Here is a 17,730-nt window from a genome sequence, read left to right as displayed (position 1 = left end):
GCCCGCGGACCGCTATCAGTGTCCCCCGGCGCGCGCAGACCGGAGATCGTCGAGGGTGAGCCCCTCGAGGGTGGTGCGGAACGTACGGCCCGGTCCGCTGGGCACCTGCACCTCGGAGGGCACCACGACGACGGCGCATCCCGCCGAGACGGCGGACTCGGTTCCCGTGGGCGAATCCTCGACGGCGACGCACGACGCCGTGTCGACACCGAGCAGATCTGCGCCCCGGCGGTACGGATCGGGAGCGGGCTTCGCGTGCGTCACCTCGTCGCCGCACACGGTCGCGCCGAAGCGGTGACGGCCCAGCGTCTCGAGCGCGATCTCCGTCAGCATGCGCTCGGTGTTGGTGACGAGGGCACAGCCCAGACCGGCCGACTGCACCAGATCCAGCGCCGCCTCCGCACCCGGACGCCACGGCAGACCACCCGCGAACAGCTCGACAACACGGCCGTTGAGCCAGGCAGCGGACTCCGCCAGGTTCTCCGGCGACGCCTCCCGTCCCACGTGCGCGTAGACCTTCGCCAGCGCACCCATCATCGAGTTGCCCAGAGTCGACTCCCGCACCTCCGGAGTGAGCTCGCGCCCGAGGGACTCGGACAGCTCGTACACCGCGATGTCCCACAGGCGCTCCGAGTCCAACAGCGTCCCGTCCATGTCGAACAAGACGGCCTGGAGCTCAGACATCCGACCGGCCTCCGGCCTGCCCGCTCAACTCCGACCGGCCTCCGGCCTGCCCGCTAGACATTGAAGTACTTCGCCTCCGGGTGGTGCAGCACGAACGCATCCGTCGACTGCTCGGGGTGCAACTGCAACTCGTCGGACAGATCCACCCCTATGCGCTGGGGTTCGAGCATCGCGACGAGCTTGATGCGGTCCTCCAGATCGGGGCACGCGCCGTACCCGAACGAGTACCGGGCACCGCGGTACTCGAGCTTGAAGTACCCCTCCACGTCGGACGGATCCTGATCCACGAGGGAGCGGCCGCTGGGCAGCACCAGTTCCTCGCGGACGCGGCGATGCCAGTACTCTGCGAGCGCCTCGGTGAGCTGCACGCCGATGCCGTGCACCTCGAGGTAGTCGCGGTACGCATCCGCCTTGAAGAGCTCGTTGGCGAAGTCGGCGATGGGTTGACCCATCGTCACCAGGTTCATCGGCAGGACGTCGACCACCCCCGTCTCACGGGCGAGGTCTCGCGACCGCACGAAGTCCGCGATGCAGAGGAACCTGCCGCGGTCCTGGCGCGGGAACGTGAACCGGAAGCGCTCCGCCGCATCGGGTTCCGGGGACTCGAGAACCACCACGTCGTCACCCTCGGACACTGCCGGGAAGTACCCGTACACCAGTGCCGCGTGCGCGAGGATGCCGTCGGTGCTGAGGCGGTCGAGCCAGTACCGCAGGCGCGGACGACCCTCGGTCTCCACCAGGTCCTCGTAGGACGGGCCCTCACCGGCGCGTGCGCCGCGCAGACCCCACTGACCGAGGAACAGGGCACGCTCGTCGAGAAGCCCCGAGTACTCGGACAGCGAGATGCCCTTGACGATCCTGCTGCCCCAGAACGGCGGCGCCGGAAGCTCCTTCTCGACAGAGACGTCGGAGCGCTCGGGAACGACGACCGGTGTCTCCGCGGCCTTGCGCTTCTCGGCGATGCGCCGGGACCGCTCGTGCCGCTCCTTGCGCTCCGCGGTCTTCTGCTGAGCGGCGAGCGCCTCCTCGCTGTCGGGAGCCGGCGCCACACCGCGTTTGGTGTTCATGATCGTGTCCATCAGGCGCAGGCCCTCGAACGCGTCACGCGCGTACGACACCTCACCCTCGTAGACCTCGGCGAGATCGTTCTCGACATAGGACCGGGTGAGCGCTGCGCCACCGAGCATGACGGGGAACTTCTCGGCGACGCCCTTGGCGTTGAGCTCGAGCAGGTTCTCCTTCATGACCACCGTGGACTTCACCAGCAGACCGGACATGCCGATGACGTCGGCACGCTTGTCCACCGCGGCGTCGAGAATCGCCGAGATGGGCTGCTTGATACCGAGATTGACCACCTCGTAGCCGTTGTTGCTCAGAATGATGTCGACGAGGTTCTTGCCGATGTCGTGGACGTCGCCCTTGACGGTGGCGAGCACGATGCGGCCCTTGCCGTCCTCGTCGGACGCCTCCATGTGCGGCTCGAGGTGTGCCACAGCCGCTTTCATCACCTCGGCGGACTGCAGCACGAACGGAAGCTGCATCTGCCCGGACCCGAACAGCTCACCGACGGTCTTCATGCCGGACAGCAGCGTCTCGTTGATGATCGCGAGCGGCGGCTTCTCCTGCATCGCCTCGTCGAGATCGTCTCCCAGCCCGGCACGCTCACCGTCGACGATGCGGCGCTCGAGGCGATCGAACAAGGGAAGGCCGGCCAGTTCCTGCGCCCGCGACTCGCGTGCGGACGCCGCGGAGACGCCTTCGAACAGCGCCATGAGCGCCTGCAACGGGTCGTAGCCCTCGCGGCGACGGTCGTACACGAGGTCGAGCGCGACCTGGCGCTGCTCCTCGGGGATACGCGCCATGGGGAGGATCTTCGACGCGTGAACGATGGCCGTGTCGAGCCCGGCCTCCGTGCACTCGTGCAGGAAGACCGAGTTGAGCACCTGCCTCGCAGCAGGATTGAGGCCGAACGAGATGTTCGAGATACCCAGGGTGAAGTGCACCTCGGGATGACTCTCGTGCAGTCGACGGATGGCCTCGATGGTCTCGATGCCGTCCCGCCGGACCTCTTCCTGGCCCGTCGAGATGGGGAACGTCAGGGTGTCGAGGATGATGTCCGATTCCGGCAGACCCCAGTTGTCGCGGATGTCGGCGATGAGCCGCTCCGCGATGCGGATCTTCCAGTCCGCCGTCCGGGCCTGACCCTCCTCGTCGATCGTCAGCGCGACGACCGCCGCTCCGTGACGCTTGACCAGCGTCATGATGCGCTGGAAGCGCGAGTCGGGCCCGTCGCCGTCCTCGTAGTTGACGGAGTTGACCGCGCTGCGCCCACCGAGGTGCTCGAGCCCGGCCTCCAGGACTGCGGGCTCGGTGGAGTCGAGCATGATCGGCAGCGTCGAGGAGGTGGCCAGGCGCGAGGCCAGAGCCGACATGTCGGCAGCACCGTCGCGGCCGACGTAGTCGACGTTGAGATCGAGCATGTGCGCGCCGTCGCGCGTCTGGTCCTTCGCGATGTCGAGGCACTTCTGGTAGTCCTCGGCCAGCATCGCGTCACGGAACGCCTTCGAACCGTTGGAGTTGGTGCGTTCGCCGATCATGAGGATGCTGGCGTCCTGCTCGAACGGCACCGCTGCGTAGAGAGACGAGACACCCTTCTCGGGCTTCGGGTCCCGCACTCCGCGGCGCGCGTCGTGCACCGCGTCGGCGACCTGGCGGATGTGCTCCGGGGTGGTTCCACAGCAGCCACCCACCAGGGAGAGGCCGAACTCGGTGACGAAGCCGCTGAGCGCCTCGGCCAGCTCGTCGGGACCGAGCGGGTACTCGGCACCCTTGGGGCCGAGCTGCGGCAGGCCGGCGTTGGGCATGACCGAGACCGGCACGGTGGCATGCCTGCTGAGGTGACGTAGGTGCTCGCTCATCTCGGCGGGGCCCGTGGCGCAGTTGAGGCCGATCAGGTCGACCCCGAGCGGCTCGATCGCGGTCAGTGCCGCGCCGATCTCGCTGCCCAGCAACATCGTGCCGGTGGTCTCGACCGTCACGTGCGTGATGATCGGGATGCGGATGCCCAGCTGCTCCATCGCGGCCTGACTGCCGAGGATGGCGGCCTTCACCTGGAGCAGGTCCTGGCACGTCTCGATCAGGACGGCGTCGGCGCCACCGTCGATCATTCCCAGCGCAGCTTCGGCGTAGGCGTCGCGCAGCGCCCGGAACGGGGCGTGGCCGAGGGTGGGCAGTTTGGTGCCCGGCCCCATGGACCCGAGCACGAAGCGGCCCATGCCGTCTCGCCCGGTACCCATCTCGTCGGCGACCTCGCGGGCCAGGATCGTTCCCTTGTACGACAGCTCGCGGATGCGGTCCGAGATGTCGTAGTCGGCGAGGTTGGGGAGGTTGCACCCGAAGGTGTTGGTCTCGACGGCGTCCGCGCCCGCCTCGAAGTACTCCCGGTGGATCTGGCGGAGCACGTCGGGACGCGTGTCGTTGAGGATCTCGTTACAGCCTTCGAGGCCGCGGAAATCGTCCAGCGTCAGGTCTGCGGCCTGCAGCATCGTTCCCATGGCACCGTCGCCGATGACAACACGCTGGGACAGCGCATCGAGCAGGCGTGATCGGAATTCGACAGGCATGCCCCCAAGCGTAGTGGTCTGTCCCGACAGCTCTGGTCGTAGGCTGGGCGGGTGAGTGCGCCAGAAACGCCCGAGGGCGATCTCCCCGTGGTCCAGGACCCCCCGACAGACCTCGCCGCCGGCGTCGCTGCCGAGCTGGTGGCCGGTGTCGGAGCGGACGATCAGGACTCCGCGACGGACGAGTCCGAGCTGGACGAGATCCTGCCGACCCTGCGCAGCCCGATTCTCGTCGCGGCGTTCGAGGGATGGAACGACGCGGGCGACGCCGCGAGCGGCGCGGTGGAGCATCTCGAACTGATCTGGGACGCGACGCCCCTGGCCGAGCTCGACTCCGAGGACTACTACGACTACCAGGTCAACCGCCCGACGGTCCGACAGGTGGACGGTGTGACCCGCGAGATCGAGTGGCCGTCGACGAGGTTGTCGGTGTGCTCGCCTCCCGGCAGCGATCGCGACGTGGTTCTCCTGCGCGGTATCGAGCCCAACATGCGCTGGCGGAGCTTCTGCGACGACCTGCTCGAGTTCATCGACCAGCTCGGGGTCGAGACGGTCGTCATTCTCGGCGCGCTGCTCGCCGACACACCGCACACCAGGCCCGTTCCGGTGACCGGCACCGCGTACAGCACCGAGTCGGCGGAGCAGTTCAACCTCGAGCAGACCCGGTACGAGGGCCCGACCGGCATCACCGGAGTGCTGCAGGACGAATGCGTCAAAGCGGGGATTCCGGCAGTGTCCCTGTGGGCGGCGGTCCCGCACTACGTGTCCCAGCCGCCGAACCCCAAGGCCACCGTCGCCCTGCTCCAGCGTGTCGAGGACGTCCTCGACATCGAGGTGCCGCTCGGCGAGCTGCCGTCCCAGGCGGAGGACTGGGAGGAGTCGGTCACCGAGATGACCAAGGACGACGACGAGATCGCCGAGTACGTCCGCACCCTCGAGGAGCGCGGCGACGCCGAGGTCGACATGTCGGAGGCCGTCTCCAAGGTGGACGGCGATGCGCTGGCCGCCGAGTTCGAGCGCTACCTGCGCCGACGCGGGCCGGGCAGCTTCGGGCTGTGACGCGCGCTCGTCACCGGTGAGCGCGCGACTCGCACGGCTCCGCATCGGCGCTCTGTACGCCGGTGGCTTCCTCGGCCCGTTCGGCGGCGGAGTGGTGTCCTCGATGCTGCCCGAGATGGGCGCGGATCTGGGGGTGTCCACCGGGTCGGCGGCATCGACTCTCAGCGCGTACCTGTTTCCGTTCGCTCTGGCCATGCTCGTGTCGGGCACCCTCGGCGCGCGATGGGGCCGGGTGCGCACCGTGCGCCTCGCCTACCTGCTCTACGTCGTTTCCTCGCTCCTGTGTGCGGTCGCGCCCACGCTCGACCTGTTGCTGGGTGCGCGCGCGCTGCAGGGCATCGGCAATTCCTTCACGACGCCGCTGCTCCTCGCGTCACTGGCGGCCGTCACTCCCCGCGAGCGCCTCGGACGGGTGCTGGGTACCTTCGGCGCCCTGCAGGCGGCGGGTCAGACCAGCGCGCCGCTGGTCGGTGGCCTCGCCGCCGAGTTCGACTGGCGGTACGCGTTCGTCGTGCTGGCCGTCGTCGCCGCGATCCTCGGGCTGGTCGGGCTCCCCGCGGCCACCGCGCCGTCCACCCCCGGCGGTCGTCCCGAACGGTTGCGCGACGCTCTCACCGTCCCGGTCCTCCGCGTGGCAGTGGTCGCGCTCCTCGGCTGGGGCGCCCTCGGGGGACTCAACTTCCTCGTCGCCTTCCGCGCGGAGGACACGTTCGGTCTGTCCTCCACACAGCGCGGACTGCTGCTGACCGTGTTCGGGGTCGCCGGAATCCTGGTGGCGCGACGCGTCGGTGGACTGATCGACCGCATCGGGCCGCGCCGAGCGATCGTGGGTGCCGCTCCTGTCGGCGCGGTCCTCATCGCCCTCGCCGGCACCATGCCCAGCCTGGTGGTCGTCGGCCTCGTCTGGGCGGCAGCGGGTGTCGCCAGCCAGTTCATCCTCGTCGGCGTCAACGCCGCTGTCCTCGGCTCGTCGGGGGCGAACCGCGGCGGCGCCGTGTCGGTCGTCCAGTCGTTCCGGTTCTCCGGGGCGGCCTTCGCTCCTCTCGCGCTGACCCCGCTGTACGCGGTGCACCAGACGTCGGCCTTCGTCATTCCCGCCGTCCTGCTGGCAGTGGTCGCGCCGCTGGTGATGACCGGGCGGAAGACCTGACACTGCGGCGGCCGCGCTCGAGAGTGAATGATGACGCCGCCGTAACACGGGCGCAGCAGTGCCGTCACCGCGTGCACGGACAGTCGTCCCATGGCCAGCACTCCGAAGTTCATCCAAGGCGTCTTTCCCTTCGTCGGGCACGGCCTGGGCAAGTCCGAGCTTCTCGACGCCGCCACGGCGTACACCGTTCCGTCGGGCCTGACCGCACAGCCGCTCTACTTCCGCGGCGGTAACTCCTCCGACGAACTGGTCGTCGTCACGCTCACGCGCGACGGAGAGTCGATGCGCGTGTTCCCGATGGGCGCGAAGGCGAGCGTCAACGTTCCGCTGCGCGTCGTCGAGGACGTCGATCCCGACTCGGTTCTCGAGCTCACCGTCGCGGCGCCCGACGGCTGCAGCGGCGAGGTCGTCGTCGATTTCGGGATGATGATCTTCTGATGCCGGCTGCAGGAGAACGGCATCGCCTGCTCGTCGTCGGCAACGGAATGGCGGGGGCCCGCACCGTCGAGGAGATCCTCGGCCGCGACCGTGCGAAGTTCGACGTCACGATGATCGGCGACGAGCCGTACGGCAACTACAACCGCATCATGCTCTCGCACGTGCTCTCGGGCGAGTCGTCCATCGACGACGACGATCTGATGCTCAACCCGATGGCCTGGTACCGGGAGAACGGCGTCACCCTCCACGTCGGAGACCGGGCGGTGGCGTTGGACCGCTTCGCCAAGAACGTGACGTGCGAGAGCGGACGCGTCGTCCCCTACGACACCGTGATCATCGCGACCGGGAGCACGACGTTCTTTCCCAACATGGACGGACTGCGTGAGGCCGACGGCAGACTGGCGCGCGGCGTCTTCGGTTTCCGGACGATCGAGGACACCAACGGCATGCTGCAGATGGCGTCCTCCCGCGACGGCATCCGCGCCGTCGTCATCGGTGGCGGACTGCTGGGCCTCGAAGCCGCCTACGGTCTGCGCACGCAGGGCATCGACGTGGACGTCGTGCACTCCCCCGGTCACCTGATGAACCAGCAGCTCGACGAACGTGGTGGACGCGTGCTGCGCAACAAGATCGAGGACCTCGGCGTCGGCGTGTACACGTCCAAGCGCACCACGGCGGTGCTGCGGGACGAGAGCGGTGCCGTCACCGGGGTCGCGTTCAACGACGGCTCCACCCTGCCCGCGGACATGATCGTCGTGACGGCCGGTATCCGCCCCAACGTCGACCTCGCGCGGCGGGCCGGACTGGTGATCGAGCGCGGCATCGTCGTCGACGATCAGATGCGGTGCGAGGACGAGGGAGCGATCCACGCCGTCGGGGAATGCTGTCAGCACCGCGGTGAGGTGTACGGCCTCGTGGCCCCGCTGTGGGAGCAGGCGTCGGTCCTGGCCGACGTGCTGACCGGCGCGAATCCGGCTGCGGCATATCATGGTTCGAGGCTGACGACGAAGCTGAAGGTCGCGGGCGTCGACGTTGCGGCCATGGGCGTCAAGGGTCCCGAGCGGGACACCGACGAGTTCGTGCAGTTCTACGAACCCCGCAGCGGCACCTACAAGTCGGTGGTCGTGCGCGACAACAAGCTGATCGGCGCGATGCTGCTGGGCGACATCAGCAAGGTGAGCTTCCTGACTCAGGCGTTCGACGAGAAGGTACCGCTTCCCGACGAGCGCATCAGCATGCTCTTCGACATGGGTACGCCGAGCGCGGAGACCGGCGCCGCCGAACTGTCCGACGATGTCCAGGTGTGCAACTGCAACGGGGTCACGAAGGGCGACATCGTCGCCTGCGTGCACGGCGGGGCCACCACCGTCTCCGAGGTCGTGGGAAAGACCCGTGCGGGCAAGGGATGCGGATCCTGCAAGGGCCTGGTCGCCGACATCGTCGCCTGCGCCGCCGGTGGAGCGCTCGCGGTCGATCCCGCGGCGGACTGGTACGTCCCCTGTATCCCGATGTCCAAGCCCGAGCTGATCGAGGCCGTCCGCTCGCAGAACCTCCGGTCCGTCTCCGCAGTCTTCGATGCGTTGGCCGACGCCGAGGACGCGACCGCGAAGATGCCGCTGGCCTCGCTGCTGCGCGTGGTCTGGGGACCCGACTGGGTCGACGAGCGAGGCGCGCTGTTCATCAACGACCGCGTTCACGCCAACATCCAGCGCGACGGCACCTTCTCCGTCGTGCCGCAGATGAAGGGCGGCGTGACCACCCCGGACCAGTTGCGGCGCATCGCCGATGTGGCCGACAAGTACGGCGTCCCGCTGGTCAAGGTCACCGGTGGCCAGCGCATCGATCTTCTCGGCATCAAGAAGGAGGACCTGCCGAAGGTGTGGGGCGATCTCGACATGCCGTCCGGGTACGCGTACGGCAAGAGCATGCGCACCGTGAAGACCTGTGTCGGCAGCGATTTCTGCCGTTTCGGACTCGGTGACTCCACCGCACTCGGCATCGCGATCGAGGAACGGTTCCAAGGTCTCGAAACTCCCGCAAAGCTCAAGCTGGCCGTGGCCGGATGCCCCCGCAACTGCTCCGAGGCGCTCTGCAAGGACTTCGGTGTGGTGGCCGTCGGCGACGGCCGCTGGGAGATCTACATCGGCGGCGCGGCCGGCGCACACATCCGCAAGGGCGACGTCCTCGCCACGGTCGACTCCCCCGAGGAGGTCCTGACCCTCGCGGGCCGGTTCATCCAGTACTACCGAGAGGAGGCGAAGTGGCTCGAGCGAACCTACGCCTTCGTCCCGCGGGTCGGCCTCGAGACGTTGCAGCGACTGCTCGTCGACGACGCCGAGGGTCTCTGTGCAGGACTCGACGAGCGCATCCAGATATCCATCGACGGCTACACCGATCCGTGGAAGGAACGCGCGGCGCCGCGGTCACCGGCGCAGTTCGCGCCCTCCCTCCCGCTTCTCCCGCTGCCTCAGGTGCCGGTTCGATGACGACGGCACAGGCGACCGTGGTGGGAACCGTCGACGATCTCACCCCCGGCGAGGGCCGGACCTACGTGGTCGACGGACGACAGATCGCCGTTTTCCTCCTGACCGACGGGACGGTCCGCGCCATGGACGCGGTGTGCCCCCATCGCGGCGGGCCGCTGGCGGACGGGCAGATCGACGGGGCCGTCGTCGTGTGTCCCCTGCACCAGTACCAGTTCTCCCTGGACACCGGCCGGTGCACCACCGACGGCATCGGAACGGTCGCGACCCACCGTGCCGACGTCGTCGACGGGCAGGTGGCTGTCCGACTGTCCTGACCGCCTACCCTGTTGCAGTGACCGAATCCGCCGACTCCTTCGTGGTGGACGACAGGCTCCGGCTCTTCTCGTTCGCGACAGCCGAGAAACGGGCCGACTACCTGCGGGTTCTGCGCGCTTTCGAACATGCACGCACCGGCTACGTCGTTCTGCTGCACGCCGGCGAGGTGGCCGAGATCCTGGCCCGCACCGACGGCGGCGACACTCTGACCGGCGTCGAGATCGGCCCGCTGCTCGAACAGTTGCACACGTGGGGCGTCCTCGAACGCAGCTACGACGGCACCCGCGCGGCCACGCTCGCCGAGTACCGCAATCGCCACTACGTCTACCAGTTCGGTCAGGTCGGCTACCAGGCATACCGCGCCGTCGAGGACGTCCTGGCCGCCCGCCCCGAGGACGCCTCGCTCTCGCGTCTGGTGCTGCCCGAGCTGCTCGCCGACCTGGAGGATCTCGCGGCGGCGAACCTCGCCGGGGACGCCGACCTGGTGTACCGCAAACTCGATCGGCTCGACACCGCTCTCAACGACATGGCCACCCGCGCCGCGCACTTCTACCTGTCGCTGGGCGACCTCGTCCGCACCACAGACGTCACACCCGAGTCGTTCCTGGCACACAAGGACGCATTGCTCTCCCACATGCGGGAGTTCTCCCTCGACCTCGCCCGCTTCGGCCCCAAGCTCACCGCCGCCATCGAGCGGGTGGATGCCACCGGACTCGACTCGCTGCTCGACCGGGTGGCAGCCAGTGACGAACGCGTCTTCCTCAGCCGCGAGGAGCGCCGCGCCGACTGGGCGGGCCGGTGGACCGGTCTCGTGCACTGGTTCACCTCCACCGACGGCGAGCTCACCGAGTCGGATCGTCTGCGGGAGGGCACCATGAGCGCCATCGCCGCCGTGCTGTCGCTGCTGCGCCGCGTCACCGAGACCCGCAGGGGCGGAGTCAGTCGCGAGTCCCAGCTGCGACATCTCGCCGGGTGGTTCGCGTCCGCTCCCTCCGAGGAGTCCGCCCACGCCCTGTTCGGTGCCGTGTTCGGCCTCGGCCGGCCTCGTCACCTGTCGATGGTCCACCCCGACGACGACATCATTCCCACCACGCGATCGTGGTGGGACGCTCCGCCTGTCGAGATCTCGCGCACGCTCGCCGAGACCGGTCGGCCCCCCGCCGCCGGTGCTCCTGCCAGGGTCCACCGCAACGACGCCGGTGTCCGGCGTCTGCGCGAGGAACAGCTGAGCGTGCAGCGTCGCCGCTCTCAGGCCGCGCGATCACTCGCCGAACACGGGGTGTACGAACGGGATCTGACCAACGAGGAGACCGACGTGCTGCTCGGGCTGCTCAACGCCGCCCTCACCGCACGCGTCCCGGTCAGCGGCCGCGTGGGCAGCTCGACCGGCTCCGAGGGTGGCGTCACCCTGACACTGGCACCGCACGAGCAGTCCACCGTGGTGCGCACCGAACGCGGTCTACTGCACCTCGAACGGCTGTCACTCACCATCGGCGCGCGGCGATGAGAGCACGCACCATTCCGAGCCTGGCACTCGACTCGTACCAGCGCGCCGCCCGAGTCGTGTTGTCCCACCACCTGATCACCCGCACCTACCCGGACCGCATCGCCCTGCCCCTGGTTCGCCGATGGGCCACGGAACTGCGCGAGGACATGCTCGATCTCTTCGGATACCGACTCGAGGTCACGGAGACCACGGCCCGGCTCTACCCCGTACTCGACCGGTTGGACGCGAGTCGACCGGCCCGCACGACCTCCGACCGCGTCTTCGACCGTCGCCGCTACGCATTCCTGGCGCTCACCCTGGCGGCACTCGGTCGCGCGGGTGACCAGATCACGTTGTCCGAGTTGGCGGTTCAGGTCGCCTCCGATGCCGGACGGGTGGTCGGGGTCGACCTCGACACCGAACGCGCGACCGACCGGGACGCCTTCGTCGACGCCGTCGGCTGGTTGTCCGTTCGCGGTGCGATCACCCTGGCCGACGGCGATGCCGGCGGGTGGGCGCACAACCCCGACGCGGGAGAGGCCTTGTACGACATCGACCGCTCCGTCGTCGTGGCCCTGTTTCGTCCACCGCGCGCGCTCCAGCATCTGCGCAGCACGGCACACCTGCTGCACAGCACCACGGACGACCCGGCCGATCGCGCTCGCCGTGCCCGCCGTGCGCTCGTCGAGCAGCCCGTGGTCCACGGCCCCGACTCGGTGCCGGACGACCGGTCCGTCGAGGATGTCCGGCTGCTGACCGGACTGTCCGTCGAACGCCGGGCGGAGGGCATCGCGCTCATCGACACGTCGGGACGCCTGTCGGACATCAGGTTTCCGTCAACCGGCACGGTCGCGCAGGTCGCCCTTCTCCTCGCCGGTGAGATCGCGGAGCGGGTACTCGATCCCGATGCCGACGATCGGACCATGCTCGAGGCGGACATCGACCCTACCGACGCGCTGCTCGCGGCCCTCGACAGCGCGATCCCGGACGGCGGCGTCGTGGACGACCTGGTCGACGACTCTGTCGCCCCGGACACGGTGGAGGCGTCGGACGAGACGATCCGGCACCCGTTCGTCGCGGACTCCTGGCTCGACGAGACCGTCGGCGCCCTCGTCGACGCCTACGGCCGCACCTTCGCCGCTCAGTGGCAGGCGGACCGTGCCGGGGTTCGCGCGGCCGCTGTCGCACTCCTGACGAACCTCACTCTGGTGGCACCGGTACGCGGGGGCATCGTCGCGTTGCCGGCCCTGGCGCGCTATCGGGGAGTGGTCGTCACCGTCCGAGAACAGGCGTCCGCCGGCCTCTTTCCCACCGATCACACGAGCACCCTCGAGGAGCACACCCCGTGACGCGCAGCACCCGATTCCGGCCCACGCGCGCCGGCATCATCAACCTCTGGGACTACCGCGATCAGGAGTTCTCGTTCGCCGACGGTCGGCTGGTGTTGCGTGGCCCCAACGGATCCGGCAAGACCAAGGCACTCGAGGTGCTGTTCCCGTTCGTGTTCGACGGCCGGATCGAGCCGCGTCGCCTCAACCCGTTCGCGGGTGAGGAACGCACCATGAAGTCCAATCTGCTCTACCGCGGTCAGGATTCGGCGCACTCGTACGTGTGGATGGAGTTCGCACGTGGCGATCGGGACGAGCCCGAAGCGGTGACCGTCGGCATCGGCATGCGTGCGACACGGTCGGCGGACAAGGTGACGCGCTGGTACTTCGTCGCCGACGGCCGCGTGGGCGTCGACTTCTCGCTGCTGGGCACCGACGACAGGCCGCTGACGAAGAAGCAACTGGCCGAGCAGATCGGGACCGACGCCATCGTCGATCGGCCGGTGGACTACCGCGCCGCCATCGACGCGCGACTGTTCGGTCTCGGCGCCGAGCGGTACGACCAGCTCATCACCCTGATTCTCACGCTGCGACGCCCGCAGTTGGCGAAGAACCTCGACCCGAAGGGCTTGTCCCGTGCGCTGTCCGACGGACTACGCCCCCTCGACGAGCACCTCGTCCTCGAGGCGGCGCGCTCCTTCAGCGACATGGAGGAGGTGGGCCGCGCCCTCGAGGGACTGGTGCAGGCCGACCACGCGTCGAAGAGGTTCGTCGAGGTCTACTCGAAGTACCTTGCCGTCCAGGCGCGCACCGACGTCGATCAGGTCGGTCGACGTCTCGAGGCCGTCGACCACGCCACCGTCGCCCTCTTCGCCGCCAAGGGCTTGCGTGAACGACGACGGGTCGAGCGCGTCGAGGCGGAGAAGCGGTACGAGGCAGCCGAGCGCGCACTCGATCTCGCCGTCGCCGACCAGCAGACCTTGCAACGGTCCACCGCCTACGAGGGCAAGCAGCAGCTCGACGATCTCGCGGATGCGGTCCGCAAGCTCGAGGTGTCCACCGTGCAGCAGCGCGACAAGGCTCGCAAGGCGACGGAGGCCGTCGACGTCCGGCGACGAGAGGCAGACGAGGCCGCAGTGGCGCTGCGGGAGTCGACCGCGTCGATCGTCCGCGCCGAGGACGAGCTCCTCGCGGCCGCCGAGGACGCCGGCATCGCCTGGACGCCACTCCCCCGCGACGCCCGTACCGACCAGATCACGGCAGCGGTACGCGGTCATGCCGAGGAGCGGGACGGGGACGTCCGGGCCGTGCGTGCCGCGCTGTCCGTCGTCGACCGTGCCACCACCGAGCGTGCCCGTACCGAACGGGCCGCCGACCGCGCCCACACACTGCACGACGCCGCGGTGGCCTCCGTCCGCGAGGCCGAGGCCGCCGTCGAGTCGTCCCGTGCCGCGACAGCGGAATCGCTGCGCGCGTGGTGGGCCACGCACGCCTCGGTGCTGGACGACGGCGAGATCTTCGAGTCGTTGCACACCGCGCTCGCACGCATCGGTGAGGACGACGCACCCACGCTCGGTGAGGTACTCGGCGACGGAGTTCGCGAGCTGCTCGACACGGTGCGGGACCGAAGGAGTGCTGCACTGCAGGACCGGGACGACGCGGCGCGCACCATCACCGAGGCGACGGCCGAGCGCGCGTCGGTCGCCGCCGAGCACGACGACGCTCCCCCGGCGCTGCGCACCCGTACCGGCGACCGTGCGGGTCTCGACGGCGCACCGTTCTGGACACTCGTCCGCTTCGCCGACGACGTCACCGCCGACGATGCCGCGGCCCTCGAGGCCGCGCTCGACGCGGCCACCCTGCTGGACGCGTGGGTCGCCGACACGGCTCCGACGGGGCTCGTCTCGGATCAGTACCTGACCGCCACCACACCGGTGAGCGGGCGATCGCTGGCCGACGTCCTCGTCGTCGAGGACGACATCCCCGTGCAGCACAGCACCGTGCGGGCGATCCTCGACTCGATCGCTCTGGACGACGTGGGCAGTTCTGCGGGGGTCGGACGGGACGGGAGCTTCGCGCACGGTCTCGTGCGCGGCGCGCACCACAAGGACGCCGCCGAGTACATCGGCGCGACGGCACGAGCTGCACGGCGCACGTCCCGCATCGCGGAGATCGACGAGGCCCTCGAGGTGGCCACCGCGCGGCGCGACGAGGCCGATCGAGTCGCCGAGCAGTGTCGAGAACGTCTCGACTCGATCCGCGCCGCCGTCTCGACGGTTCCTCGTACGTCGGAGGTCACCGCGGCGCTCCGGGCGGTCACGTCGGCCGCCGGCGCTCTCCGATCGACGACCGAGTCGGTCGCGTCCGCCGACCGAGAACTGGACCACGCGATCGCCGAACTGTCTGCCGCCGAACGACGTCTGCGGACGGACGCCGTCGCGCGGCGGGCTCCGTTCACGCCGCGAGACCTCGACGCGCTCGCGGCGGCGATCCGCCACTTCGAGAACACCGGTTCTGCCATCCTGCGCCACCGCGGCGACGCGGACCGGTCCGCCGAGCGCGACCGGGAAGCTGCCGGGCGCCTCGACGAGGCCATGATTCTGGCCGAGGAGTACGCGGAGGAAGCGGCCATCGCCGAATCCGACTACGAGCAACAGCACGCCAAGTTGGAGATTCTGCGGGACTCGCTCGGTGCGAGCGCCGAGAAGATCGACGCCGAGCTCGACGCGATCAGGATGCGCATCGAGGCGTGCAAGACCGAGCAGCGCGCCGCCACGAAGGCGGACCGTGAATCGGGCGAGGCCATCGGCAAGGCGGAGGGCGCGCACGAGACGGCCGTCGCCGGACTGACGACCGCGTTGACCGAAGCGCTCAGCGACGCCGCGCGACTGGCTCCCTACGCGCACCGCGATCTGCTGGCGGTGCTCGGTGCGGCGCGCGACTGCTCCTGGCCGGCGAGCGACGCGGCCTGGTCGACGGTCGAGCAACTGCTCTACCGAACCGACACGGCTGCCGGGCCCGACGAGGCCCCGGACGTACTGCCCCCGGAAGTGCACCGACTGCACACCGAGCTCACCGAGGCGACGGCGCAGGTCAAGGTCAGCGATGCGAGCCGACGCTCCACACGCAGCGCGCTGACGGCGGCGTTGCAGGAGTTCGACGCTCAGCTGGCCGCGTCGGGTCAGGATTTCCGGCTCAGTTGGGACGCGGCCGACGGGGTCACGGTGGTGCGGGTGCAGGACGAGCAGGGCCACTCCACCATCGCCGACTTCGCGGATCGCATCGACGCGGCACGACGCGACCAGGAGACGCTGCTCACCGATGCCGAGCGCCGCATCCTCGAGGACGCTCTGCTCACCGGCCTGGCGCAGCAGATCCACGAGCGCACGGTCGACGCCCGCGAACTGATCGCCCGTATGGGATCGGAGATGAAGCAGCGCCGCATGTCGTCGGGCAACACCATCGGCGTGCACTGGGTGCTCGCGGACAACCTCGACGACAGCACCCGCGCCGTGTCGAAGCTGCTCGAGCGGGACGCCTCCGCGCTCGGACCCGAGGAACTGGCCGAGATGCGTGTGCACTTCGCGGCACAGATTCGGACGGCGCGGGCGCAGCATCCCGAGCGCTCGTACCCCGAGATCCTCAGTGCCGCACTGGACTACCGGCAGTGGCGCGTCTTCGCGTTCACGCTCATCTCCGGTGACGGCTCCGAGGACAGGCTCACCGTCGCACGCCACAGTGCGCTCTCGGGCGGCGAGCAGTCGGTGTCGCTGCACCTCCCGCTCTTCGCGGCGGCGCACGTGATGCTGTCGTCCGCGGACCCGCACTCACCGCGGTTGCTCGCACTGGACGAGGCGTTCGCGGGTGTCGACGACAACGGTCGCAGCGAACTCCTCGGTCTCAGTGTGCAGTTCGACCTGGACCTCTTCATGACGGGCTACGACCTCTGGATCACCTACCGCGACGTGCCCGGGTGCGCCCACTACGACCTCGCGCACTCGACGGTCGAGAACACCGTCAGCGCAGCGCTTCTCGTGTGGGAGAACGGGGAGTTGCTCGCGGAGCACGACGGGTCCGACCTCGCCGCGGCACTGGGCTCGCCGTTGAGCCGCCGCGTCGACCTCCCCGCGGAGGGTGGGCTGGACTTCGCCGAGGTGTGATGGTGGGTGTGGTGTTCCACTACCGGGTGTTCGCGGCGGGAATCCGCTCTCTCGGGCTGACACTGGTACAGCACTCCCTCAGCGACGAGCGTGCCGTCGCCTTCTGACCTCGTGGGCGATCTGTCGAGCGATGCTGTCCGGATCACGCAGCACATCGAATGCCGCGTAGCGGAGCACACGGAATTCTGCCAGGACCAAAATGTTCTGGCGCACGCGATCTCGTCGGAAGACATCCCCGTCGATGTGGAACTCCCGGCCGTCCACCTCGATGATCACTCGCGACGCCTCGTCGTAGAAGTCGACGATGAACGCCCCGACCCGCGCGTTGACCTTCAGGCGCAGCCCGATGGCGATGAGGGCACGGTCCAGAACCCGCTCGGGCTCGGATGCGAACCTCGTCGAGGCAGATCTGAGTTGCTCGGTCAGGCGAGCGTTCCCCGAGCGCCCCGGTGCCGACGCGACGAGTCGCTGCACGGAATCCCGTGTCATGCCCACGGCCAGCCGATGATCGACGAGTCGACCCGCGGCGCGAGGTTCCATGATCGCGACGCAGTCGAGCAGTGCCTGCGCCTCCGTGACGACGGACAGGTCGTCGACCCGAGTGACGGCATCACTGGCCAGGTCACGTCGATGAAGGACGAGCCACGACGGAGTACGGCCCTTTCTCGCCCGGGGAACCGTGGCCTCGATGATGGCCGGTTCGGCGAGCCACCCGTACAAGCGGGCCGCCGTCCGATGACTGAGGACGGCGTCCGATCTCCACAGCAGGACGGCGGCGCACCGTCCGGTCCAGCTCGGTTCGGTGCGAGAGTAGATCTGCGGTAACACGCGGTGATAGTCGCGAGAGAGGGAACTGCTGGAGACCCCTGCCGCCAACAGTTGCCGACGTGTCGCCAGGCCATACGTGGTCATGTCCGAGATCGTCGACGAGTGTGTGCGATCGTCAGCGCAGCCGACCAGGGTCGACAGAGAAGCTGTGGATCGAGCGACCCTGTGGACGACGT

General features: G+C 69.1%; 11 protein-coding genes. 8 read left to right on the top strand and 3 right to left on the bottom strand.

The window, feature by feature from the left end; genetic code table 11:
- Positions 1-15 precede the first annotated feature (15 nt).
- Positions 16-684: an HAD family hydrolase gene (locus OHB23_RS14980; protein ID WP_328809804.1), complete on the bottom strand. Its 669-nt coding sequence runs from the start codon at positions 682-684 to the stop codon at positions 16-18.
- Between the two features lie 53 nt (positions 685-737).
- Positions 738-4,307, bottom strand: a complete 3,570-nt coding sequence (metH, locus tag OHB23_RS14975) for a methionine synthase (protein WP_027505346.1) — start codon at positions 4,305-4,307, stop codon at positions 738-740.
- 189 nt (positions 4,308-4,496) lie between these two features.
- On the opposite strand from metH, the gene OHB23_RS14970 reads away from it, so the two are divergent.
- The 8 genes from OHB23_RS14970 (at position 4,497) to OHB23_RS14935 (ending at position 16,726) form a co-directional block, all read left to right on the top strand.
- Positions 4,497-5,363, top strand: a complete 867-nt coding sequence (locus OHB23_RS14970; RefSeq protein ID WP_197027772.1) for a PAC2 family protein — start codon at positions 4,497-4,499, stop codon at positions 5,361-5,363.
- Between the two features lie 16 nt (positions 5,364-5,379).
- Positions 5,380-6,513, top strand: a complete 1,134-nt coding sequence (locus tag OHB23_RS14965) for an MFS transporter (RefSeq protein ID WP_328809803.1) — start codon at positions 5,380-5,382, stop codon at positions 6,511-6,513.
- A 90-nt stretch (positions 6,514-6,603) separates the two neighbouring features.
- The gene (locus tag OHB23_RS14960; RefSeq protein WP_042572487.1) at positions 6,604-6,951 is read left to right on the top strand and encodes a hypothetical protein; all 348 of its coding nucleotides are present in this window, start codon (positions 6,604-6,606) and stop codon (positions 6,949-6,951) included.
- A complete protein-coding gene (gene nirB, locus OHB23_RS14955) occupies positions 6,951-9,437 on the top strand; it encodes a nitrite reductase large subunit NirB (protein WP_222648981.1) in 2,487 nt (828 codons plus the stop codon). The genes OHB23_RS14960 and nirB overlap by 1 nt, the downstream gene beginning before the upstream one ends.
- A complete protein-coding gene (locus OHB23_RS14950) occupies positions 9,434-9,751 on the top strand; it encodes a Rieske (2Fe-2S) protein (RefSeq protein WP_056444601.1) in 318 nt (105 codons plus the stop codon). The genes nirB and OHB23_RS14950 overlap by 4 nt, the downstream gene beginning before the upstream one ends.
- Before the next feature lie 17 nt (positions 9,752-9,768).
- Positions 9,769-11,259, top strand: coding sequence for a TIGR02677 family protein (locus tag OHB23_RS14945; protein ID WP_328809801.1), 1,491 nt, complete (start codon positions 9,769-9,771; stop codon positions 11,257-11,259).
- Positions 11,256-12,587: a DUF2398 family protein gene (locus OHB23_RS14940; protein WP_307092987.1), complete on the top strand. Its 1,332-nt coding sequence runs from the start codon at positions 11,256-11,258 to the stop codon at positions 12,585-12,587. Before OHB23_RS14945 ends, OHB23_RS14940 begins: the two co-directional genes overlap by 4 nt.
- Positions 12,584-16,726, top strand: a complete 4,143-nt coding sequence (locus tag OHB23_RS14935; RefSeq protein ID WP_328809799.1) for a TIGR02680 family protein — start codon at positions 12,584-12,586, stop codon at positions 16,724-16,726. The genes OHB23_RS14940 and OHB23_RS14935 overlap by 4 nt, the downstream gene beginning before the upstream one ends.
- 78 nt (positions 16,727-16,804) lie before the next feature.
- Here OHB23_RS14935 and OHB23_RS14930 read toward each other — a convergent pair whose 3' ends face one another.
- The gene (locus OHB23_RS14930) at positions 16,805-17,638 is read right to left on the bottom strand and encodes an endonuclease domain-containing protein (RefSeq protein WP_328809798.1); all 834 of its coding nucleotides are present in this window, start codon (positions 17,636-17,638) and stop codon (positions 16,805-16,807) included.
- Between the last annotated feature and the right edge of the window lie 92 nt (positions 17,639-17,730).

The organism is Rhodococcus sp. NBC_00294, assembly GCF_036163995.1.
GTDB lineage: Bacteria > Actinomycetota > Actinomycetes > Mycobacteriales > Mycobacteriaceae > Rhodococcoides.
The sequence above is the reverse complement of the archived record's forward strand: the minus strand, read 5'-3'. Positions and strand labels throughout refer to the sequence as shown.